This is a genomic window from Chromatiaceae bacterium (genome assembly GCA_024235395.1).
In the GTDB taxonomy this organism is placed as follows: Bacteria; Pseudomonadota; Gammaproteobacteria; order Chromatiales; family Chromatiaceae; genus Thiosocius.
Window position 1 is genome coordinate 358,841 of record JACKMK010000004.1, and the last position, 21,506, is coordinate 380,346.

At 62.3% G+C, this 21,506-nt stretch carries 20 protein-coding genes; 4 read left to right on the forward strand and 16 right to left on the reverse strand.

The genetic code is table 11. The features are described from left to right. Window positions 1–209 precede the first annotated feature (209 nt). The 4 genes from H6955_20125 to H6955_20140 form a co-directional block, all read right to left on the reverse strand. A complete protein-coding gene (locus H6955_20125) occupies window positions 210–1,994 on the reverse strand; it encodes a hypothetical protein (protein MCP5315876.1) in 1,785 nt (594 codons plus the stop codon). Between the two features lie 23 nt (window positions 1,995–2,017). Continuing rightward, window positions 2,018–2,497: a type III secretion system chaperone gene (locus H6955_20130; protein ID MCP5315877.1), complete on the reverse strand. Its 480-nt coding sequence runs from the start codon at window positions 2,495–2,497 to the stop codon at window positions 2,018–2,020. Window positions 2,498–3,196: 699 nt separating this feature from the next. Beyond that, window positions 3,197–3,649: a type III secretion system chaperone gene (locus H6955_20135; protein MCP5315878.1), complete on the reverse strand. Its 453-nt coding sequence runs from the start codon at window positions 3,647–3,649 to the stop codon at window positions 3,197–3,199. 10 nt (window positions 3,650–3,659) lie between these two features. Beyond that, window positions 3,660–4,181 carry a type III secretion system chaperone gene (locus H6955_20140; GenBank protein MCP5315879.1) on the reverse strand — a complete coding sequence of 174 codons (522 nt, stop codon included), beginning with the start codon at window positions 4,179–4,181 and terminating at the stop codon, window positions 3,660–3,662. 119 nt (window positions 4,182–4,300) lie between these two features. On the opposite strand from H6955_20140, the gene H6955_20145 reads away from it, so the two are divergent. Continuing rightward, complete coding sequence (locus H6955_20145) at window positions 4,301–6,352, forward strand: hypothetical protein (protein ID MCP5315880.1); 2,052 nt, start codon at window positions 4,301–4,303, stop codon at window positions 6,350–6,352. A 1,198-nt stretch (window positions 6,353–7,550) separates the two neighbouring features. Here the strand turns inward: H6955_20145 and H6955_20150 are convergent. Both H6955_20150 and H6955_20155 read right to left on the reverse strand, forming a co-directional pair. Next, on the reverse strand, window positions 7,551–8,045 hold the full coding sequence (locus H6955_20150) for a GNAT family N-acetyltransferase (protein ID MCP5315881.1): 495 nt from the start codon (window positions 8,043–8,045) through the stop codon (window positions 7,551–7,553). After that, window positions 8,042–8,341, reverse strand: a complete 300-nt coding sequence (locus H6955_20155; protein ID MCP5315882.1) for a DUF1778 domain-containing protein — start codon at window positions 8,339–8,341, stop codon at window positions 8,042–8,044. The genes H6955_20150 and H6955_20155 overlap by 4 nt, the downstream gene beginning before the upstream one ends. 664 nt (window positions 8,342–9,005) lie before the next feature. On the opposite strand from H6955_20155, the gene H6955_20160 reads away from it, so the two are divergent. From H6955_20160 to H6955_20170, 3 genes are read left to right on the forward strand one after another with little or no spacing between them, the layout of a single operon-like run. Then, complete coding sequence (locus H6955_20160) at window positions 9,006–11,369, forward strand: DEAD/DEAH box helicase family protein (protein ID MCP5315883.1); 2,364 nt, start codon at window positions 9,006–9,008, stop codon at window positions 11,367–11,369. 30 nt (window positions 11,370–11,399) lie between these two features. Beyond that, on the forward strand, window positions 11,400–11,747 hold the full coding sequence (locus tag H6955_20165) for a type II toxin-antitoxin system RelE/ParE family toxin (protein MCP5315884.1): 348 nt from the start codon (window positions 11,400–11,402) through the stop codon (window positions 11,745–11,747). Then, window positions 11,744–12,076 (forward strand): helix-turn-helix domain-containing protein, encoded by a 333-nt coding sequence (locus H6955_20170; GenBank protein MCP5315885.1) that lies wholly within the window; start codon window positions 11,744–11,746, stop codon window positions 12,074–12,076. Before H6955_20165 ends, H6955_20170 begins: the two co-directional genes overlap by 4 nt. A 593-nt stretch (window positions 12,077–12,669) precedes the next feature. Here H6955_20170 and H6955_20175 read toward each other — a convergent pair. The 10 genes from H6955_20175 to H6955_20220 are packed head-to-tail and all read right to left on the reverse strand — an operon-like array spanning window position 12,670 to window position 21,465. Next, entirely contained in the window at window positions 12,670–13,932 is a 1,263-nt protein-coding gene (locus H6955_20175; protein ID MCP5315886.1) for a HAMP domain-containing histidine kinase, read from the reverse strand. Continuing rightward, entirely contained in the window at window positions 13,929–14,660 is a 732-nt protein-coding gene (locus H6955_20180) for a response regulator transcription factor (protein MCP5315887.1), read from the reverse strand. The genes H6955_20175 and H6955_20180 overlap by 4 nt, the downstream gene beginning before the upstream one ends. Beyond that, window positions 14,647–15,918 (reverse strand): class I SAM-dependent methyltransferase, encoded by a 1,272-nt coding sequence (locus tag H6955_20185; GenBank protein MCP5315888.1) that lies wholly within the window; start codon window positions 15,916–15,918, stop codon window positions 14,647–14,649. The genes H6955_20180 and H6955_20185 overlap by 14 nt, the downstream gene beginning before the upstream one ends. Further along, window positions 15,915–16,673: a DUF1365 domain-containing protein gene (locus tag H6955_20190; GenBank protein MCP5315889.1), complete on the reverse strand. Its 759-nt coding sequence runs from the start codon at window positions 16,671–16,673 to the stop codon at window positions 15,915–15,917. The genes H6955_20185 and H6955_20190 overlap by 4 nt, the downstream gene beginning before the upstream one ends. Further along, complete coding sequence (locus tag H6955_20195; protein MCP5315890.1) at window positions 16,642–17,913, reverse strand: FAD-dependent oxidoreductase; 1,272 nt, start codon at window positions 17,911–17,913, stop codon at window positions 16,642–16,644. Before H6955_20195 ends, H6955_20190 begins: the two co-directional genes overlap by 32 nt. Continuing rightward, entirely contained in the window at window positions 17,910–18,473 is a 564-nt protein-coding gene (locus H6955_20200) for a lipocalin family protein (protein ID MCP5315891.1), read from the reverse strand. Before H6955_20200 ends, H6955_20195 begins: the two co-directional genes overlap by 4 nt. Then, a complete protein-coding gene (locus tag H6955_20205) occupies window positions 18,454–19,086 on the reverse strand; it encodes a hypothetical protein (GenBank protein ID MCP5315892.1) in 633 nt (210 codons plus the stop codon). The genes H6955_20200 and H6955_20205 overlap by 20 nt, the downstream gene beginning before the upstream one ends. Further along, on the reverse strand, window positions 19,083–19,883 hold the full coding sequence (locus H6955_20210) for a DUF1295 domain-containing protein (protein MCP5315893.1): 801 nt from the start codon (window positions 19,881–19,883) through the stop codon (window positions 19,083–19,085). Before H6955_20210 ends, H6955_20205 begins: the two co-directional genes overlap by 4 nt. Continuing rightward, entirely contained in the window at window positions 19,883–20,425 is a 543-nt protein-coding gene (locus H6955_20215; protein MCP5315894.1) for a DUF2878 domain-containing protein, read from the reverse strand. Before H6955_20215 ends, H6955_20210 begins: the two co-directional genes overlap by 1 nt. Further along, window positions 20,422–21,465 carry a class I SAM-dependent methyltransferase gene (locus H6955_20220; GenBank protein MCP5315895.1) on the reverse strand — a complete coding sequence of 348 codons (1,044 nt, stop codon included), beginning with the start codon at window positions 21,463–21,465 and terminating at the stop codon, window positions 20,422–20,424. The genes H6955_20215 and H6955_20220 overlap by 4 nt, the downstream gene beginning before the upstream one ends. Between the last annotated feature and the right edge of the window lie 41 nt (window positions 21,466–21,506).

Sequence of the window (21,506 nt, forward strand, 5' to 3'; positions counted from 1 at the left end):
CGGCAGGACCCAACTGCCTCGCCCGAGGAGGTCGATACCTGCGATCTGCCGCCGCTCTGGCCGGTGAGCGGCAATAGACCGGTGACCCGGGCGTCGATCAACCAGGGGTGGTGGCCCCAGAACGATCCATCGTGTCGTACCCGGTGGCGTGGTGACGGGCCACACAACCGCGGGCGATCCTGTGCGGCAATGGAGGACCAGTCCCAATCTCAAAGGCGCTGATTCAGCAAGGCATTCAGCTGGTCGTCGGTGAGACGTTTGTCCGGGTTGCGCGGATTGGGTACCCGTTGGCCCGCGCCGTCGTAGTAGATGCACAGACCCGCAGCGTCGATGAGGACGGTGCTACCTTTGGTTGCAGCGACCTGCTTGGAGCCATCGTTCGCCGCATGGACACTGCCGGGATAGCCGCCGACGACGATCTCTTTGTAGCCGCGGGCATGTAGCGCGATAGCCAGGCGCTGGGCAAAGGCGTCGTCGGTCTGCCGATTGTGCGCTAGACTGCCGCTGAAGTCTCCATCCCGGCCCCAAAGCGAACTGCCACCGCCGTAACAGGCCAGCAGGCGGAGGGTCTTGTGGGTCTTCGGCAGGCCATCCTTCTCCAGGCGCGCGGCGAGCTGTTCGGCCGAGAGCATGAAGGCGCCCCGCTGCGAAGGCTCCAGATCCCGGAGATGTTGGCGGGCGGCAATCGCATCGAACCGATCGCCACCGTGACCGTCGATCAGTACCACATGGTCGTCCTCGACCGACTTCAACGGCTTGCCCATGTAGCTGGAATCGGCGACCCGATAATGGGGCTTGCCCGCGTATTTCCGTCGCGTGGATTGGATGTTGACGTCGAGGCCGTCGTCCTTGTCCACGCGAAACGGGTTGTAGTAGGTGTGCGGCTCACGCGCTTTGGACTGCCCGAGGGCCTGCACCCGCTGGTCGGCAAGCAGGCGCTGTTGCAGGGCGCTCTTACCGTCGAGTTCGCCCTTGAGCTTCTGCGCGGCAGGCAAAGTACCCTTGGCTACCTCCTGGATCAGGGCGTCGCGGATGCGATCCCTGTCCCCCTGGCCCGGCACGCCCTGGGGATCGATCCGCAGCAGATCGTCCCAATCGGCGGCAGACACGCGCCTGAGGTTGGCCTGCTCGGTCTTGCCGTTGAGTTCGGGGAACAGGCCCACATGCACTTGCGCCGCGTGCTCCCCGGTGTTGACCCGTCGCAGACCGTCTTCCATTCGCCGACGTACCTGGCGGGCGAACCCCGACGATGTCCCCGAGCGTTCGGCCAGGGCGCAATATTGGGTCAGATCCCGTTTCACCAGCTTCGCCGCGGCATAGCCGTGCTGGAGCAGGGTCGCGGCGACCAGCTGGCGGATCAGTTGACGGCTGCGCTGGCTCTTGACCTTGCCGAAACCCGACTGGGGGAAGTGCTTCGAGACCCGCAAGAGCTGGTGCTCCTTGGCCAGCAACAGATCGCCGCGCAGATCTGGATTGACGTTGCTCAGCGCCGCCGCGCTGAGGCCAGCCAGGTCGCCGGCGACCTTGTCCGATTTGCTGCCGCCGAACAGGGTGGTTCCGCGCATCTGGCCGGCCAGGCGGTCGAACTGGCAGAGCACGGCGAGCCGCTGGCGCAGCCGCGGCAATTCGTAGCGGATGCGAAACCGCGCCATAGACCGCTCGTTACGCGGGACGCTACCGGCACGCAGCGCGCGCCTCAGCGCGAAGGCGCCCCCGACCCGCTCGGCCAGGTTGCGGATGGACCGACGCAAACCGCCGACCGAGCGACGGGACGAAAGCTGCAAAACAAGCCGGCCGTGACGTCCGTGGCGGTTGTCGGCGGATCGGATATCTCGGGTCACGCCACCCCTCAGCCGATCCCAGGCGCGCACCGCGTCCTTTTGTACCTGGACGTCGGCGGCCACGTGCTGGGGGACCGGGCGTGAGGCGTCCTGGCTCTGCCCCAGCGTGGTGCCCGCGAGCCCGGTCGGGATCAGGTCGACGGGTGTGGTCATGGGTCCAACCCTCGGTTGCCGCGTCAGCCGCGGATGATGTTCGCGCCGACGCCGATGTCGGTACCTGGATGATCCGCCGCCGGGGCTGGCTCGCCGTCCGGGTCGAACAGGCTCTCGCCGGCCTGCAGGTGCACCTGCATCCGCTCGGCCAGCTCCAGGGTGGCGTCGATCAGGACCTCCAGGGTGCCCTCGTCCAGACCCTCGGCGGCGGTGGCATAGCGCAGCAGCAACATGCCTTGGTCCGGGTCAAAGCAGATGCGCGCGGCACCGGTCAGGGTCAGGTCGTTATTGATCAGCAAGGCCTCCTGAAACAGCCCGAAGGCGCTGAAGTCGCTGACTGCGACCAGCGGCGCCGACAAGACGACCTGTCCGGTTTCGTCGACGGCGCTGATCAGGCACTCTTCGCCACCGTCGGTCTCGATCTGGCACTCGCCATCACCATCGAGGACAAGGCCGGGATCGATCCGCCTGAGGATGTCGGCGAGACTGGTGGTGGAGGTCATGGCGAGGCTCCGGGGGACTGACTGTAAGGGCCAAGTCTAGTCCACCGCACCGATGCTGTCGGCAGGCATCGGAGACTCGCCCCGCGACCTGGGGCCGCGCCGGAAAGGCGGCGGCGACGCCGACCGGCACCGCGGGCGGAGTGCCGAGACGCCCCGGGTTCGCGTGGCCATTGCGACCCGCCGTCGAGACGACGCATCTGTGCCCTTGTGCCTGGATGCGTTTGAGGCAGCACACTGTTGGGCAATTGCCGGTGCCCAGCAGCAGCGCAATCGACATCTGCCCCGTCGGCCGATACCGGCCAGGCAGGGGCGGATGGTCTCGATACCCGGCAGCGTCTTCGGGTCGTACTTGGCATGGAGCTAGTGCTCGAGATCGCGAAGCAAATCGCCTACCCGCCCCGGAGGCGGCGACACGAACACGGGGTTGCTGAGGTGGCTGCCGCCGATTGGGCTTTGCGAACGGCGCAACTCATCGGATTGCCTGGTGGCGCCGCGCTTGCCCTGCACACGATACGGCGGCAATCGTTGAGCAGGCGCACGGAGATCACGGCGCGTTTACGGATGCGTCCCTGGTCATCGCGAAACGATTCGAAAAGCCGGAGCGCTATGCTCGAATGCCATCGCATCAATTGGCGGCGCGATCGGCCCGCGCATCGAGGACGATTCAGTGCCTCCGCGCCGGCGGGCTTGGGCGGGAACTCAGACCCGAATCATGCCGCCGGGATCCACCACAGGACCAGAGGTCGGGAAGTCCCGTGAAGATACGCGTCGATTCACTTCCACGGCGACCCTCACCATCTCGAGTACCAGCGCCTTGAGGCGTTCGGCGTTGACATGGACCGCCGGCAGCATGCTGAAGCCGTGAACCAGCTCCCCCGCCTGGTCGAGCCCGACTGTCATCAGATTCTTACTCCAGAGCACCTCGCCAACCTGCAGCAGGTAGATCAGCGCCTCGCGGTCATCCGGCCTGATCTGGGTGATCAGCACATGCACCCATAGGACGTCTGTGGGCTTGGCGCCGACGGTCAGCGTCACTTCGCAGTCGTCGAAGTACAGTGTGCGACGCCCCTGCTCATCGAGCTTGAGGTCAGCAAATCCGAGCGCACGCCCAAACTCGGCAATCACTCGTGAAAGAAAGGATTCGCGCGCCACGATGCCTCCGCTATGCCTTGATCGAACCGGGCCGGACGGAATCCTCGACGGGATGCCGGCCTTCGCCGGACAGTGAACCGTCGGCGATGGCGTCGCGCCAAGCAACGGCAACGCTTATTGCGTCGGCGAGCGCCGCTTCCTGCTGCGCCGCGGATCGACCGGCGAGTAGCAGAAAGGTTGAGAAAACCACAGCCTCCGCCTCCGGATCGACGCCGAATGTCCCACCTCCGGTCATGAACCAGTCATGATTCGCCTGCAACAGCCGCAACAGGGCGGCGTCGCCAACGGAAGCGATCGGCGCAATGGGGGTTACGACGAGGACCCCGGGCCTGTCATCGACGTGGATCAACGTCAGCGTCAGCCCGGCATCGACATCGAGCGCCGCGATCCCTGCCTCGTCGAGACAGAACCCTTGCACGCCGAGACGTTCGCCGAGCGTGCGCAGCAGTGCCGAGATCGCTCCGGGATCCGACCTCAGATCCCCGAGTGCGGTGATCTCGACATCGAGTCGATCCGCCGTTGTCGTGGACACCCTGCCCTCCGGAATTTGGGATGACGTAACGAAACACCGCCGCAACGACGGGAAAACTGCGCTTCACCTATACTGCCAGAGTTGGAACCGCTTTCCCAAGCTCGGCTACGGAGACGACGATGTCTTCAAACGAGAACGATGTCAGGAGCCGGCTGCCCACGACGCCTGCGACTACCCTCGGTACCGGAGCCGCCGAAGACGAGGAAAACTACTGGGAAGCCGGCCACGTCGATGGATTCGACGTCAGGGTTTCGCCCAAGGCGTCGGTAGTCCCGCTGCCGCTCGATGACGGCGGCATGTCAGCCCGGCGGCCCGATCGTCCGGAGCCCCTGGCCCCGGCACATGACCAAGACCGCCCGAAGATCAAAGCGAAAATCCCGCACCCGGCGAAGTACAGCCACTGGAAGAACGAGCGCGGTAGGGAGATTCGCCGCTCCCTGGCGGTCGGTGCGGCGGCAGGCACGTCGGCGTTCGGGAGCACGGTATCGTTCGCGGCGGCCGGCTTGCTGTTCGGATCGCTGTTCGGTGGGCCGCTGATCGGCGGCGCCATCGGGCTCGGGGTAGGCGCCCTCGTGGGCGCCTACCTGGCGAGTAAGTCCGCCGACAAGGTGGAGTCATACTTCGAGCCCGAGGACCAGCGGCGCTTCAACGAACGCGCCCAGGCCAATCTCGAAGCGCTGGCGGCGCTAAAGACGCTGAAGGCGAAACACTGGCTCACCCAGCCGATCGCCGAGGGTTGGAGCAGGCTCAACGCCGACCAGCAGCGCCAGCTGATGACCCTCGATCCGGGTACCGATCTCACCCCGGCACAGGCCAGGGACGTTCAGGCACGCGTCATGCTGCGGGTCGGCCAGGCCATGACCGAGCAGGGGGCGAGCGCCGAGTACGCGATGCTCATCGCCCTGGATCTGAAATCCTCGCTGGAAGCGCAGCCTCGAAACGAGACGCCCGACGAACTGCCGCTGAAGGTCATTCCGACACAGGAACAACAGCATATCGAGCAACCGAACGCAGGACCTCTGACCCATGCAGATCTTTCGCCGCTCCCCGAGATCGGCGACCTGCGCGCGCTGAGCAGACCCGACGCCGAAGCGATCCCGAAGCTGAAACGGTTGGTCCCGGCGAGAAGTCGGCGCGGTTTCGGCGCCGGCGCCGTCAACAGGTACCGCAACGACCAGCGCAACGCCAGACACGGCCGTCTGGATCACGAATCCAGCAGACTGCCACTGTTCAAAGACCCCGCGGTGGGTTTCGGCATCCTGTCGCAGGGTTTGGCCGCGGAGCGCCCGTCCGACGACGTCCCGCAGGACGAATTCAGAGCGGCGATTTCCGACACCTGCAAATCCGCGACGATCGGGCTGGGCATCATCGCACCGGGCCAAGTTGACGAATGGAAGCCCGCCTCCGGATTGACAGAGGATGATGTCGTTCGGTTCAACGCCCTTGGGGTCACGACCGCTGCGATACGTGGACGCCACGAGTCCCCGAACATCGGGCCGCCCCTGACCAAGCGCGACAAGGCCACACTGCAGCGGCAGCTGAACGATGCCAAACCCTGGCTCGAGTTCATGCGCCGGCGTGGCACGATATTGTCTGCCTATCGCCAGGCCTTTCAGCGCGACTTCCAGAACCTGTCGCGCTCGCCGAATCTGAAGACGCTGAACGAGACCCAAGCAAAGCTGGATGCCCTCGAGAGCGAGCTCGGAATGTTGCGGCGCTACGCAGACGACAAGACGGCGCGGGCGAGGGGGCCGGCCACCACCAGGTCCAACGCCGGCCAGAACGTCGATAACCGGCGCAAGGACATTGCGGACGACGCCAATTACCGGCAGATCAGGCGCAAGTTCCCCCAGGAAAGTGACCGCACGAATCGTGTGGACGCTCTCCTGACACAGCGATCGTCGCTCAACGAGATCAGGACCGGAGCCAAAAGAAGATTCAAAAAAGAGGCGGCGCCGATGGTCGCGCGGTACGGGGCGTTCGGGTTTGACGGCGATCCTCACCATTGGAAACCCAATGCTGGCGGCGCCATCCACGATGGCCGCGGGCGCCAGGAGTTTCGTATCGCGACGATGCAATCGAAGACCGTCGAGACCGTCGACTACGTCGAGCAACAGCTGTTACCCGAATTGCAGCAGCAGCTAGACGAGCTCCCGGCCTCTGACAAATAGTGAACTCTACCGCCCTGGTGTGTTCTCTGAGATGTCACGGAAGTTTCTCGCCTGCCGTGATCCGCTATCGCGCAATCTCGATCACCCACCCGCGACGGCCTCTCGCCGGGCGCCGCCCAGGGTGACACCGCTCCCCGCTCCCTTCCGAGACGTATGGCGGCACCATCCAATGAGCCTCTGTGCCCGGCCTCGACCTATCCAGCGCAGGAGGGACTCGACCCGCGATGTAATGACGGTCGGGCTCACCGACGCCGAAAAGGCCAAGCGTGAGGTCGGGCCGATCTGCGCGCAGTTGTCGGTCCGCCCCGGCGACGTGCCGGGCGGACAGGTATGGCGGTCTTTTCCGCGGGGCGCAACCATGGGCCCGGCGCGGCGATTTTTGCCCGTGGTCGTCCGACAACAATAGAACGGTCTCGGGTGGCCGCCGCAGCATTCCGCCGATCCACAGGCGCGCGACGGCTGGCCGCATTCGCAGGCCCTGTTGACTAAGGCTTTCCGTTCCACGAATTCGACTGATGGAAGGTTTGGCGAGTCAGGAACATTTCGACCAACAGCACCGGCCGCGCATTAGCTTTCCTCGGTAGGCGGAGGAGGTGGATGCCACTGTTACCCATGGACGAGGAGAAGATGCCAATATCTGCCGGCGCAACCAGTCCTTTTCCGATAACAGGGCTGTCAGGAGGAGCGAAAAAATCGGTCCCATTTCAGATAATTGGTCAGCCAAACCGATTTGGGGGTATCTATGGGGGCATAATCGGCATTTCGCATTTTAAGCCATTGATTTAAAAAGTCTTGTGATTGTCGCCGCCTCCACCAATTTATCGCACATAACGCGCTGTTTTTAAAAGAATAATTTGAGTTTAATTTCCAATCTGGTACAGATTTGCCCTGGAGCACGGGGGATTTGGAGCGTTTCTCTTTCCGCTGCCAGCAAAATTACCTTATCCCGGTGTATCGAACCCTAACGCCCGCTATTAGCTCGACGTGGGGGTATTTTCGGGGGTACTTTCGAGCCCGCAATCGAAATACCCCCACGCGACGCGACAAGGCAGATGACGACTGCCGGTAGCGGCGCAGGGTATTACGGCCGCCGCAAACTCAAGGAAGCCTGGCCGGTCGATGGCGATTCGTTGATCGCGGCACATGCCCTGGCCGCCGACATGACGCTTGTCGACGTTCTGAGCTGTGCTGACCGCTTTCATAAAACACGTCGTGCATCCTTGAGCAACAGAAGCAGCTGCCCCTCACGCACCGGCGACGATACGAAACCGAAACGGCGGTAGAACGCATCCGCGTCCGCATCGATCGGGTGCGTTAACAGTGCGCGAATTCCGGCTTGCTCGGCAATCAACAGCGTGCGCCGAATGGCATCCTGCAGCATGCCGACGCCAATGCCTTGACCTTGATAGGCGCGATCAACCGCGAGGCGGGCCAGCAGCACCACTGGGATTGGATATTGGCCCATGCCCTTGCGAATGCGTTCCGGGGCTTCAACACTGTCAACTTGTCCCACCGCGAGACTGAAGTACCCAGCGACCCGACGACCGTCGGCGACGACAAAGGTCTTAGCCGAACCGCTGGCCTGTGCCTGCCGCGCATGGCGGACCAGCCAGTCATCGAGACTCGCTATACCACAGTCGAAGTCATCGAGAAGATGATCTGCCGCCAGGGGAACTGGTGCGGCAAGATTCAGGTCTTGGGCCACGGCGCGCGATGGGCAAACAAATCGGCCAAGCCAGCATTGTCACGCTCCGGCTGCTCAAGCAGGTCAAGCAGGTCAAGCAGCGCCTGATATTGGCTACCCGAGACCATGAACAACCGCTGATCGAGCAGCGTCTGCTCAGCAGCCTGGCAGGCTGCATCTAGAACGAAATCTGTGAGTGATTTGTGCGCCACCTCGGCTGCTCGGCGCAGCACAGCCTCCTGCTCCGGGGTAGCCCGCAGACCTAAACGCGATGAGCGTGAACTTGAAGTATTGGCAGAGCCCATGACGTTCTAACCATCGAGCCAACAATTGGCGTCATGTTAGTACAATTGACTAACGCCGTCTATTCCTCGAAACACGTGGTGGAAGATTTAGTCAGCCAGTAACATTTCGATCTACGGCACCGGCCAATCATTAGCTCCGCCTCGGCAGGCGAAGGAGAGGGGGTGCCACTGTTACCCATGGACAAGGAGACGATGCCGGCATCTGCAGCGTAGTCAGCCCTGTGCCGGCAACAGGATTGTCAGGAAGAACGATAAAATCGGTCTGATTTCAGGCACTTAATCAACCGAGTCGATTTGGGGGTATCCGTGGGGGGCATAATCGACTTTTCGCATTTTAAGCCATTGATTTATAAGGCAATGTGATTGTCGCCGCCTCCGCCAATTTATCTTTATTTTTCAGTCTATTATACGCGATTTCTAAAGCTGAACAGAAGTTTGTTTTTAGCTGAATGTGATTCCCAATCGCGGAGTTTCTGAGCCTCCCTCGACAGCCGCACCTGACGCCCCCTGCAGCTCGGTCCAATCCTACACTGGCTCGATGACGACGTCCGAAGTCAACGCCGGGCCTGATACAAACCCTTGTGGCTCAACGCCTATCAACCGAGGATTCGTATCATTTAGGCGCGAGCGGATATCGGTTTTCAGGAGGGGGACTACTGGCTCCATGTCGAACGAATCCGACGAGCTAAAAAGGCTATGCGCCGAGAACGCGCGCCTGATCGCCCTGCTCGAATCGCACGACATCGATTGGCAGAACGATCCGGCACCGACCGCCCAATCGGCTTCCCCACCACCCGAGCCATCCAATCTATCGACAGCGGAAAAGGTTGCGCTGTTTCGCCGCCTGTTCCGGGGTCGAACCGATGTGTATCCGGTGCGCTGGGAAAGTGCGACCACCGGCAAGTCAGGCTATGCCCCAGCGTGCGCCAACAAGTGGCGTCCCGGCATCTGCGAGAAGCCACGGATCAAATGCGCCGATTGCAGCAATCGTTCGCTAACACCCGTATCGGATGCGGTGATCTACGGCCACCTTACCGGTGAGAAGACCATCGGCGTCTACCCTCTCCTGCAGGACGACACTTGCCATTTTCTTGCCGTCGATTTTGACAAGGCCGAATGGCGCGAAGACGCCAAAGCCTTCGTTCAAGCCTGCCGTGAGTTGGATGTGCCTGTTGCACCGGAGGTATCACGCTCGGGCAATGGCGCGCACGCGTGGATCTTCTTCACGACTGCGGTACCGGCACGCGGTGCCAGACGCCTGGGCACGGCCATCATCAGTTACACCTGCAGCCGCACCCGGCAGCTCAGCCTGACCTCGTACGACCGGCTTTTTCCGAACCAGGACACCATGCCCAAGGGCGGCTTCGGCAACCTGATTGCCCTGCCCCTGCAGAAGAAATCCCGCGAAGCCGGGCACAGCGTTTTCGTCGACGACGACCTCATGGCTCATCCCGATCAATGGGGCTTCCTCGCATCGATTGACTCGATTTCATCGCTGGATATCGAGGCTGCGATCTTGCGCGCCACCGGCCCGATGCATCCGCTCGACGTCACCTTCATCGACGATGAGGACTTCGCAACACCTTGGAAGCGCCCAGCCCCCATCAAAGGGACACCTCCTGGACCATTGCGAGAGGCCCTCACCATCACTTTGGCGAACCTCGTTTGTTTCGAGAAGGCACGACTCACTCAACCACTGACCAACCGCCTGATTCGCCTCGCGGCCTTTCAGAATCCAGAGTTCTACCGGGCGCAGGCCATGCGCATGTCGGTTTGGGACAAGCCTCGAGTCATCGGCTGTGCTGAAAACTTCCCCCAACACATCGGTCTCCCGCGCGGCTGCCTGGACGCCGCAGAGGAACTGCTTCGAAGCAACGGCATCCGCGCCGACATACAAGACGAACGGACAGACGGCACACCTATCGACGTGGAGTTCGCCGGAACCTTGCGGCCAGACCAAGAAGATGCCGTTGCCGCCATGCTGCCTCACGATGTTGGCGTGCTCTGCGCACCGACCGCTTTCGGTAAGACTGTCACAGGGGCCGCGATCATTGCCCGTCGTCGTATCAACACGCTGATTCTGGTGCATCGAACTGAACTGCTCAGGCAATGGCAGGAACGCCTGAACACTTTCCTCGGCATTGGAAAGGGAGTCATCGGCACCATCGGTGGCGGCAGGCGGAAACCCACGGGCAAGATCGACATCGCCGTGATGCAGTCGCTTTCACGCAAGGGCGAGGTTGATCCACTGGTCGAGGACTATGGCCAGGTCATCGTGGACGAATGTCACCATGTCGGCGCGGCCTCGTTCGACGCCATCCTGAAAAGTGTCAAAGCACGCTACGTCCTCGGACTCACCGCAACCCCGATCCGCAGGGACGGCCAACAAGCTATTATCTTCATGCAGTGTGGGCCGATTCGACACGCCGCGTCATCTCCGGCCAGCGCGCCGCATGATCTCGAAGTCGTTCCGCGAACCCTTCCTCAGCGAACTCCGATACCGGACGACATCGGGATCCAGGAAGTATTTCGAACCTTGGCTGATGACCAAGAACGTACGGCCGCAATCGCCAACGAGACGAGACGTGCCGTCGAGGACGGTCGCAAAGTACTGGTGCTGACCGAACGCGCCAATCATCTCGACAGCATCAAGCGCTCGATCGAGGAATACAATCTTGAACCCCTCGTGCTGCACGGGCGCATGTCGAAAAAGCAGCGTGCAAATCTGATCGCCGAACTCGATGCACTGCCGCCTGACGCGCCGCGGATCCTACTCGCAACCGGGCGACTCGTCGGGGAAGGCTTCGACCATCCCCCGCTCGACACCTTGGTCCTGGCCATGCCGGTATCCTGGAAAGGCACATTGCAGCAGTACGCGGGCCGCTTGCATCGGGAACACGCTGACAAGACCGACGTTCGGATCATCGATTTCGTCGACACCAGCCATCCCGCATTGCTCCGAATGTGGGAGAAACGCGAGCGCGGCTATCGCGCGATGGGATACCGCATCGCCGAACCCTCAGCTTGAAAGTATACGCAACTTGCGTATACTTAACCAATGAAACTGGTTTTCTTGGAAACCCCTTTGTTCACGCGCCTCCTCGGCGACTATCTGACCGACGAGAGCTACCGGGAACTGCAGCGCGCGTTGATGGAGAACCCGGAAATGGGTGACGTGATGCCCGGCACCGGCGGGTTTCGCAAGGTCCGTTGGGAAGACGCACGGCGCGGTAAAGGCAAACGAGGTGGACTGAGAGTCATCTATTACTACCTGTCAGCCGATCACCAAATTTGGTTCTTCACGCTCTATGACAAGGATGAAGCCGCCGACCTGACGACCGAAGAGAAGAAGGTATTGAAGCAGGCCATCCAGGCCGAATTAGAGGCCAGGAGACGAAAGCCATGAAACAAAAGCGCAAGTTGTTCGATGAACTGATGGAAGGCGTCGACGCCATGCAGCAGCAGCGCGAGGGAAAAATCACGCTACGCTCGCATGAGGTCGAGAACCTACCCCCGCTCGACGTGGACGCGGATCTCATCCGCGACACGCGCGAACGTATGCACGTCTCCCGCGCCGTGTTTGCCCGCCGCCTACGCGTATCGACACGCACCTTGGAGAACTGGGAGCAAGGGCGGGCGCGGCCCAATGCCCAGGCCGCTGCTTTGATTCTGATGGTGAGGAAATTTCCCGATACCCTGGAGAAACTCAGCGAGTTGGGGCACCGGGCGGCTTGAATTTATTGGAAAAAATCAGCCAAGGCGATATGGGGGGTATCCGTGGGGGCATAATCGGCATTTCGCATTTTAAGCAATTGTTTTATAAAGCAATGTGGTTGTCGCCGCCTCCACCAAACGATGAAGGGTCGCCCTTGTGGCGGCCCTTCGGCGTTTCTGGCCGCGCATCGGAATAATGAACCCGCGGAGCGGGTTCACCAGGCACCAGAGGTGCCGCAGAACGCCGTCGCGATGCGACGGCGGCCCGAAGGCCGAATAACTCCCGCCGCCTCCACCAAACGGAAAAAAGGCCAGCCTCGCGCTGGCCTTTTTGCGTTTTCCGGCGGTGTGGACGAGAACCCACGTTCCGGGTTCATCCGGCAGCGCCTGCAGCGCTGCTGAGCGCCGCGCCGCGGCGGCCCGACGGGCGAGGTGCACGGACGCACCGAGTCACCCTCGCCGACTTCACCATTCTTTATATATTTTTCAGTTGTTTATACGCTTTTCATAAGGCTCGACAGGAGATTTTTTCTGGCGCGATGTGATTGCTCATCTCGCAGTCTTGGTCCGTCTCGACAACCGCGCACAACGGCACCGCAACACGGTCCAACCTGTCAGTAAGCCATGCGGATCGATACCACTACGCCACCGCCTCCCCGGTTGGCCAGGCGGATCTCCCAACCGTAGAGGTCGCACAGCCGCTTGACGATGTTGAGGCCAATGCCTTCACCGGCCTTTTGCACGCCGCGGCCGCGCACATGGCGATCGAAAATGTGGGGAATAAGTGCCTCGTCGATGCCGCAACCGTTGTCCTCCACGCGGATACCATCGCGGTCGACCCATACCCGGATCACGCCCTGCTCCGAGTAATTGATGGCATTGCGGCAGAGGTTGCTCAGAATGATCTCTATCACCTTGCGATGCACCGGCAGGCACAGTGGCACGGCAGCCTCAAGCTTCATCTCCAATGGCTTGCCGTCGAGCAAGGACGCCAGTTTGCCGAGTTCGGCTTCCGCCACCTCGGCCACGTCCACGGCCTCGGAATCACCCAAGCGCTTCGGTTCGCGGCCAAGGATCAGGAAGGCGTCGATCAGCTCGGAAATGTCCTTGCAGGCACGGCGTATCATCCGTGCACGTCCGCGACCCTTTTCGCTCAGTGACGCTTCCGTTTCCAGGAACTGTGCGGCGCCGTCGATGATGGTGATTGGCGTGCGCAGCTCGTGGCTCACGTCCGAGCTGAAGCGCCGCTCGCGCTCGACCAGGTCTTCCAGTCGGCGCTTGTACTCATCCATTGCCAGGACCAATTCGCGCGTCTCACCCTTGAGTCCCCGGGTGGGCAGTTCCGGCATGCGCTGCGTCGGCGAACTGTCGCGCAGCCGACGTGCAAGGCGTAGCACCGGTGATACGGCGCGCAGGCTGAGCTTGTACGCGATCCAGCTCGTAGCGTAGACGATGATCAGCAACAGGGTCACGGGCAATAGGCCAAACAGCCCGATCAGACGGTCGACGTTGTAACCGGAAAACACCAGATAAAGGCGCCCACCGCTGAAATCCTCCACGTAGACTGGCAGCGGGCGCTCGTGCCCGGGCAGCGGGACTGCGGCATGCAGACCGGGCGGCAGGTCGCGGAGAATCTCCGGCCGGCTGCCCTTGCCCGCAGGATCGACGAGGTAGCCCACCAGGTTGCGCGTGCGTGGCAGAGGGTAGCTCGGGTCTGCCTGGTATGCCTCGAAGAAGGTCTGGGCCTCAAGTGCGAGGGCCTGCTTGACCAGCACTTTCTGCAACACCCAGGCGACCGCAGAGACGCTGAGCAACACGGCGAGAAAGATGAAGATCCCCTGCAGCAGTATGCGCTGCCACCGTTCCCCTTCGCTCATGCCGCCTGGCCACCCTTGTCATGCAGTCGGTAGCCGATGCCGTGCATGGTGTGCAGCAGCTTGCTTTCGAACGGCTTGTCAATGGCGTTGCGGATTGCGGAAATGTGCGTGCGCAGCGCATCGCTGTCGGTCGGCGCGTCTCCCCAGACATGAGATTCGATCTCGCGCCTCGAAACCACGCGGTGCTGGTTTTCCATCAACAGCTGCAGGATTTTGAACGGCACTGGGTAGAGCGCGATCGATTGACTCCCGCGTGTCACTTCGCGAGTTTCGGGGTCCAAGGTCAGGTCCCCCACCTGCAACAGAGCACGGCCGCCGAGCCCCGAGCGCCGCCACAGCGCCTGGACACGGGCATACACCTCGAGCATCTCGAATGGCTTGACCAGGTAGTCGTCGGCGCCGGCGGCGAAACCCGTCAGCTTGTCATCCAGCGTGTCCCGTGCTGTGAGCATCAGGATCGGGATATGCGATCGCTTGACCGTGCGCAGCTGCCTGCACAGCTCGACGCCATCCAGGCCTGGCAGAGCGAGATCGAGGATGATCACGTCGTGCTCGCCGGTGGCCGCGAGGTGCAGGCCGGTCAGGCCATCGTGCGCATAGTCGGCCACATGACCGCGGTCGCCGAAGAAGTCGACCAGCAGCGTGGCGATGTCGGTGTTGTCTTCAATGATCAACACCCTGGCGTGAAAATCGCTCACGGCTGATGACCGCGGTTCAGAAACAGACATCGGCTGGTCGTGCGTGCGGTTTGCTCAGGAGCATCTGCACGGTGCCGAGGTGACGCTCGGCAAATCCGCCTTCGCTGTAGCACAGGTAGAACTCCCATAAGCGGATGAACTCCTCCGGGTAGCCGAGCGCCTTCACCTCGTCAAGCCGTGCCATGAAGCGGGCGCGCCAGTCGCGCAGGGTGCGTGCATAGTGCAGACCGATGTCCTCGAGATGCGCGATGCGCATGTCGCTGGCACGGGTCAGGGCATTCGACATCGCAGTCACCGACGGTAGGAAACCGCCCGGGAAAATGAAGCGCTTGATAAAGTCTACCTCGCGCAACGCCTGTTTGTAGTGCTGATCGTTGATGGTGATCGCCTGGATCAGCATCTGTCCGTCGGCCTTCAGCAGCCGACTGCATTGTGCGAAGTAGGTCTGCATGTACTGGTGCCCGATCGCCTCGATCATTTCGATCGACACGATGCGATCGTAGCTGCCATCGAGCTCGCGGTAGTCGTCGAAGCGGACCTCGACGCGATCCGCCAGCCCTGCCGCGGCGACCCGTTCGCGTGCCAGCTCGAACTGCTCGCGCGAGATCGTGGTGGTGGTGACGCGACAGCCATAGTGCGTCGCCGCATGGATCGCGAGCCCGCCCCAGCCGGTACCGATCTCGAGCAGGCGGTGATGGGATTGCAGATCGAGTTTGCGGCAAACCCGGTCGAGTTTGGCAACGGCGGCCGTGTCGAGGTCGGTATCCGGTGTCGGGTAGTAGGCGCTGGAGTACATCAGTTGCGGATCGAGAAATATCCGGAACAGGTCGTTGCCGATGTCGTAGTGCGCCTGGATGTTGCGGCGGCTGCCCTGTCGGGTGTTGCGCCGAAGCCGATGCGCCAACCGGCGTACCAACCGGGCCAGCAGGCTGCGACCGCCGTCGACGGCGTCCAGAACGGCGCTGTTGTGCAGGAACAGCCGCACCAGCTCGGTCAGCTGCTCGCAGCGCCACAGGCCCTTGAAATAGGCCTCGCCGGCGCCGGTGGAGCCGCCAAATGCCAGGTCGGACCACGCCCTCGGACTGTCGATCCGCACGACCACATTGCGTGGCAGCACGTCACAGGGCATGCCGAACTGCCATTTCTGGTCGCCTTCCTCGATCCGCAGCTGCCCGATCGAGAGCCGGCGCAGCTGGCGCAACATCAGTATCCGCGCCCAACGGTCGAGCAATGAGTGTTCGCCGCGTTCAGCGGAGACGGGGGCGGCGGGAACGATTGTGTCAGTCATGCTCGTTTGTTCGCCACGACAGGCGCCTCCTTCGACGGGGAGTGGTAGTGCACGGGGATTCTCTTGAGCCACAGACGCAGAGCCTCGAAATAGATCGCGGCGATCACCTTCAATGTCATGAAGGGAAACGCCAGCAGCATCCGCGCAAGGTTGCGCCCGGTGAACGGTTCACGCTGGAGCACAAGTGCAGCGTCGAACACGCGCTCGCCGTCCTGCAGATTGTCGATGTGCACCGTCAGACGCTTGCCCGGCTTGCTGATCGCCCAGCGGTAGCGCATGTCGAGGCCCATGAAGGGCGAGACGTGGAACGCCTTGGGATTCTCCGGCCGGTCGACGTCCAATGGCACCAGGTAGCAGTGCTGCTCGCCCCAAGGGGTGTTGTTCACCTCGGCAAGCACGCACTGCGGCCGATCGTCGCGGTCGTGACAGAAATAGAAGCTCACCGGGTTGAAGCCGAAGCCAAAGTAGCGCAGATGGGTGAGCAGGCAGATGCGGCCCCGCGGCTCCTCGCCGCCGAGTTCGACGACCTTGCGTCGTACCGCCTCCTGCAACGGCAGGCTGTCTGGCCCGAGGTGGTCGCTGCGGCGGAAGCGCACTGGCGCTGGACGCCGGCTGGAGCAGAACCACAGGCGGTCGAGCGTCTGCGGCAACTCGTCCAGGTCGAGGTAGACTTGGAACAGGCGATAGCGGAACGCATGCCGGCGCGGCTTGTACCGGGTATGCCTAACTTGCCCGCGATAGAGCGAACTGTGCACTATTCACCTCCGCGAATTCTTCCAGCGCCTGCAGCGCGCTGACCACGCCGTCTTCGTGAAAGCCGTTGCGCCAGTACGCACCGCAATAGAAGGTACGGTCGATGCCGCTGATCTCCTTGCGCCGCTCCTGTGCCGCCACCGATTCCTCGGTATAGACCGGGTGCGAGTAGACCATTCGCTTCAGAATGGTCGCGGGATCGACGACCTCTTCGTCGTTCAGGGTGACGAGGAAGCGTGCAGGTGCATCCAGATTCTGCAGGCGGTTCATGTCGTAGGTCAGCGTCACCTTGTCGCGCCGGCCGTCCAGGCGGTAGTTCCAGGAGGCCCAGGCGAGGTGCCGCCGGGGCATGACCGAGGTGTCGGTGTGCAGGATCGCCTCGTTTCGTTGATAACGCAGCCGACCGAGAACCTCGCGTTCAGCCCGGGTGGGGTCGGAAAGCATCGCCAGCGCCTGGTCACTGTGCGTGGCAATGAAGACCGCGTCGAACACCTCGCTGCCGTGCGCTCGACTGACCACGCGCACACCGTGAGCCAAACGGGCGATAGACTGCACCGGCGTGTTCAGCCGGATACCTGAAGCATATGGGGCCGACATCGGTGCGAGGTACTCGCGCGAACCTCCGCGGATCACATACCACTGTGGCCGATCGTTTAGCGACAGCAGGCCATGATTGACGAAGAACCGAATGAAGAAGCGCGCCGGGAACTGTTGCATCTGCAACTGATCGGTCGACCAGATCGCGGCGCCCATGGGCAGGATGTATCGATCGATGAAGTGCTTTGAATAGCGTTGCTGATGCAAGTAGTCGCCCAGCGGCAGGTCGGCGCTGCCGTCTTCGAGCGAGCGCGGCGCCTCGCGGTTGAAGCGCAGGATCTCCTTCAGCATGTGCAGGAAATCCCGCCGGAACAGGTTGCGGCGCTGGGCGAACAGGGTATTCAGCGAGTGGCCGTTGTATTCCAGATCCGCACGGTCGTCGCGGACGCTGAAGCTCATCTCAGTCGGTTCGAAGGCCACCCCGAGTTCACCGAGCAGCTGCAGGAAATGCGGATAGGTGCGATCGTTGAACACGATGAATCCGGTGTCCACGGCATAGTGGTGGCCAGCCCATTCGATATCGTGGGTGTGGGTGTGACCACCCAGGCGATCTGCGGCTTCGAACAACGTCACCTCGTGTTCCTTGCACAGGTGATAGGCAGCGACGTTGCCTGCGATGCCTCCCCCGATCACGGCGATCCTCATGAGCCGACCTCCCAACGTTGCGGTACCCGCTTCAGCTGGCGCACGTCGTAACCGAGATCGGCAACGTGTCGGACCAGCTCCCTGTATTCGTCGTCCGGTATCTGTGGTGTGCGTGACATGATCCAGACGTAGTCGCGTTTGACACGACCTATGATGGTGTTGCGATAGTCCCGGTCGAGATAAACGATGCGGTAGTCGGCCCTGATCGGCCAGATGAACTGCATCCCCCAGATGGCATTGCTGCCATCGTCCCCAACGAAGCCGACGGGTTCCATCTGCGCATGTTCGCCGTCGAACCCGCCCTTCCGAAAGGAGAAAGTGGTCTGTACCTTCTTCGGACCCAGCCGGTCATAACGCTCCACGGCGTTGTAAATGTCCTTCTCGAAATACGTGGGTATGCTGGCAATCACGTACCAGTCGCCCATGAAGCGGTCGAGATCCACGTGTGCCACGCCCGGCATCGGCGGGTGGCTGGCACAGCCTGCGAGCACGGCCAGTAGCGCGATCGACAGCTTAGCTTTGATGATGCGTCCCACCGCGTCAGCCCTCCCGGCGCACATAGCTGAGCACCCGGCCGCTCTTCACCTCGGTCTGCAACGCCCGCCAGGTGCGGTTCGCGTCATACCAGAGGTCAATCTTCACGGTGTCGCCGACCTCCAGGCGGTACTGCATTTCGCCGTATTCCCGACCCTTGAAGTGCAATGGCTGGTCAACCATCTGGACCAGTCGCACGGGCTCGTAGTCGCCGGTCTGGGTATTCAGCAGGAAGTCCTGGTCGAGCAGTTGCGGGTTCCAATAGGCAAAGGTACGGACGCAGCCGTCGAGATGCTTCTGCGCGTCATCCGTCGTCAGTACCAAGGCATCGCCGATGCGGCTGGCCTCGACTCGGCGTCGTTCACCGTCGTCGTCGGTCCGGGTGCTCAGGGCAGCGATGCAGTCGCCACGCCAGACCTCGTCAGCGCGATGCCGGTAGCTGAAGGCGTTGACGAACAAGATGTCCACCGACATTTCGGCCTCGACGCTCACGCGGCGCTCATCGGCGCTTTCCTGGATCTGCACGCGATGAAAGCCGACAGGTCTGTCGTCGAGGTAGATGTCGAAGGCCAGCTCCAACTGCCCGGCGCTGGTCTGAAACGCGACGGCGAACAGCAGTGCAGCAATCGGTGTATTCACGAGTGATGCTCCTTCGCACTGACGGGGTGGCCGACATCGCGCGGTTTCCACGGGAAGAAGGCGGGTGTGGTCTCCTGGTATCGGCGGTACTCGGAACGCCGGCTCTGGATGTCTTTTTCGAGCAATGTGATCCCGGAGACCTTGAGCAGCAGGAAGGTCATCAGCAGCGGCGCGAAGCCCGTCCAGGCTGCCCCGCTGGCGAGTGCAAACAGGTAGAAGCTCCACCAGATCACCGCCTCGCCAAAGTAGTTGGGATGGCGGCTGTAACGCCAGAGACCCCGGTCCAGCACGCGTCCCTTGCTGTCCGGCTCTGTCTTGAACCGTACCAGCTGCCAATCGGCCACGGCCTCGAAAGCGAAGCCGACCAGGAACAGCGCGACTGCAATCAGATGCAGCGGCTGCAGTGCCGCGGGCGAAACGATTGCCGCAGCGAGTGGCAGCGAGATCAGCCAGGCTAGCACCGCCTGCAACCCGAATACCGTGAGCAGGCTCTGGCCGTTGAACCTGGGATTCGCGGCACGCATCGTAGCGTACCGCCGGTCCTCGCACTTGCCCGCATTGCGTAGTGTCAGGTGCAGCGACAACCGCAACGACCAGAGGGCGACCAAGGTGACCAGCAACAGGCTGCTGGGCCGGGTATCGCCACCAACCACCAGGTAGACGGACGAGGCGACAAGAAAGAACAGCGACCAGAGACTGTCCACGATATTCACATTGCGACGCCATGCAGCGTGCACCCAGGCCAGGGTGCCCAGCAGCAGGAGGGGTGGCAAGGCGTACGTCCAGATCGCGATCATCAGCCTGCCTCCAGCGAAGGTTTGACGTTGCCTGCAAAGCCGTCATAACGCTGTGACAACCACATCAGCAGCGGGAACATCGCGGCCCATCCGACGGCGAGTACGACGATCGCCGGCGCGGTCTGCGGAAACACCACGGCGTCGAGCCGCTCACCGGCGAAAAACGCCAGCGGACCGCCGATCGCACCGAACAGCGCCGCGAGCAGGTAACGCCCCTTGAGCCAGCGCAACGACACGTTCAGCGTAATCGCCAGCAGCGGCCACATCGCCAGAATCCATGCCGGTGCCAGCCGCTCCAACGGCTGGCCGCTCGGATAGACCAGCAGCCCCGCTGCGCTGACCACGTTCTCCCAGACCAGCCCGACAGCCAGGGCATATGCCATAAGCTTCCGTTCCGCGGCGCGGTCGTCACTCATGGCCAGGTGTACGAGCAGGACGGGCAACACCACGACCGGCGCGAGCCAGTGCCAGTCACTCGCGCCAAGAAGCACGCTGGCGAACCAGCCTAGCTTGAACATCAGGAAGTTGAGCAATGTGCTCACGCCGGATCCTTAATGAAGCGGTAGTGCGCCACCAGCCACTCCTGGCCGTTGCGATAGCCAAACAGTTCGGCGCACGCCATGAAGAACATGCGCCAGCGATGCCACCACAGGCTGGCGAAGTCGCGGCCGTAGGTCTGTTCGAACAGTGGCCGCAGTACGGCCTTTCTGTCGTCCATCCTGTCCAACCAGGCATTGCAGGTGCGGGCATAATGCTCGCCCGACCAGAACCAGCGGCGCTCCAGCGTGAACGGCGAGCACAGGCGCAACGGCAGATCGGCGCTCGGCATCATGCCGCCCGAGAAAAAGTGGCGGCTCATCCAGTCGCCCGGGCCCTCGTCTTCAAACAGATAGGGTACGCGGCGGTGAACAAAGACGTGCAGGAACATTCGCCCGTCGGCGTCGAGCCAGTCCGCCGCGCGCCCTAGCAAAACTTCCCAGTTACGCATGTGCTCGAACATCTCGACCGACACGATGCGATCGAACCTGCCTTCAGGTTGGAAATCGTTCATGTCTGCGGTCACGACGCTGACATTGGTCAGACCACTCGCTGCGGCGCGCTCGCGGATGTACTGGCCCTGAGAATGCGAATTCGAGACGGCGACAATCTCGCTGCGGCGAAACCGACTGGCCATGTCGAGGGTCAGTGAGCCCCAACCACAGCCCAGTTCGAGGATACGCTGGCCGTCTTCGAGAGCCGCATGCTCGACAGTGACGGCAAGCGCGGCAGCCTCGGCGTCATCGAGGGTGTTCACGCCATCCGGCCAGTAACCGCTGCTGTACTTGCGGTGACTGCCCAGCACCTGATCGAAGAACGCGGCCGGCACCTCATAGTGCTGTTCGTTGGCGACATCCGGCATCTCCGCGATAGATCCGGACCGCATGACCTCGAGAAACCGCTGCTCGGCCTGCGCCGCGTGCTCGATATCATCGGCCGAGATCTCAGCGAGCCGTTCGCGCAACAGGTGCCGGATGCCGACGCGAATGAGGCTGTCGGGTACCAGGCCTTTTTCCGACAGTTCCTGGGCCTTGTTCTGGATCATGCGCCACCTCTCAGCGTTGTCGACGCAGTCAGCGTAAGGCG

What these genes read in the sequence shown, in the direction of transcription:
- H6955_20125 (MCP5315876.1), bottom strand. Translation starts at nt 1,994, where the DNA reads ATGACCACACCCGTCGACCTGATCCCGACCGGGCTCGCGGGCACCACG.
- H6955_20130 (MCP5315877.1), bottom strand. Translation starts at nt 2,497, where the DNA reads ATGACCTCCACCACCAGTCTCGCCGACATCCTCAGGCGGATCGATCCC.
- H6955_20145 (MCP5315880.1), top strand. Translation starts at nt 4,301, where the DNA reads ATGTCTTCAAACGAGAACGATGTCAGGAGCCGGCTGCCCACGACGCCT.
- H6955_20155 (MCP5315882.1), bottom strand. Translation starts at nt 8,341, where the DNA reads ATGGGCTCTGCCAATACTTCAAGTTCACGCTCATCGCGTTTAGGTCTG.
- H6955_20160 (MCP5315883.1), top strand. Translation starts at nt 9,006, where the DNA reads ATGTCGAACGAATCCGACGAGCTAAAAAGGCTATGCGCCGAGAACGCG.
- H6955_20165 (MCP5315884.1), top strand. Translation starts at nt 11,400, where the DNA reads ATGAAACTGGTTTTCTTGGAAACCCCTTTGTTCACGCGCCTCCTCGGC.
- H6955_20170 (MCP5315885.1), top strand. Translation starts at nt 11,744, where the DNA reads ATGAAACAAAAGCGCAAGTTGTTCGATGAACTGATGGAAGGCGTCGAC.
- H6955_20175 (MCP5315886.1), bottom strand. Translation starts at nt 13,932, where the DNA reads ATGAGCGAAGGGGAACGGTGGCAGCGCATACTGCTGCAGGGGATCTTC.
- H6955_20180 (MCP5315887.1), bottom strand. Translation starts at nt 14,660, where the DNA reads ATGTCTGTTTCTGAACCGCGGTCATCAGCCGTGAGCGATTTTCACGCC.
- H6955_20185 (MCP5315888.1), bottom strand. Translation starts at nt 15,918, where the DNA reads ATGACTGACACAATCGTTCCCGCCGCCCCCGTCTCCGCTGAACGCGGC.
- H6955_20195 (MCP5315890.1), bottom strand. Translation starts at nt 17,913, where the DNA reads ATGAGGATCGCCGTGATCGGGGGAGGCATCGCAGGCAACGTCGCTGCC.
- H6955_20200 (MCP5315891.1), bottom strand. Translation starts at nt 18,473, where the DNA reads ATGTGCGCCGGGAGGGCTGACGCGGTGGGACGCATCATCAAAGCTAAG.
- H6955_20210 (MCP5315893.1), bottom strand. Translation starts at nt 19,883, where the DNA reads ATGATCGCGATCTGGACGTACGCCTTGCCACCCCTCCTGCTGCTGGGC.
- H6955_20220 (MCP5315895.1), bottom strand. Translation starts at nt 21,465, where the DNA reads ATGATCCAGAACAAGGCCCAGGAACTGTCGGAAAAAGGCCTGGTACCC.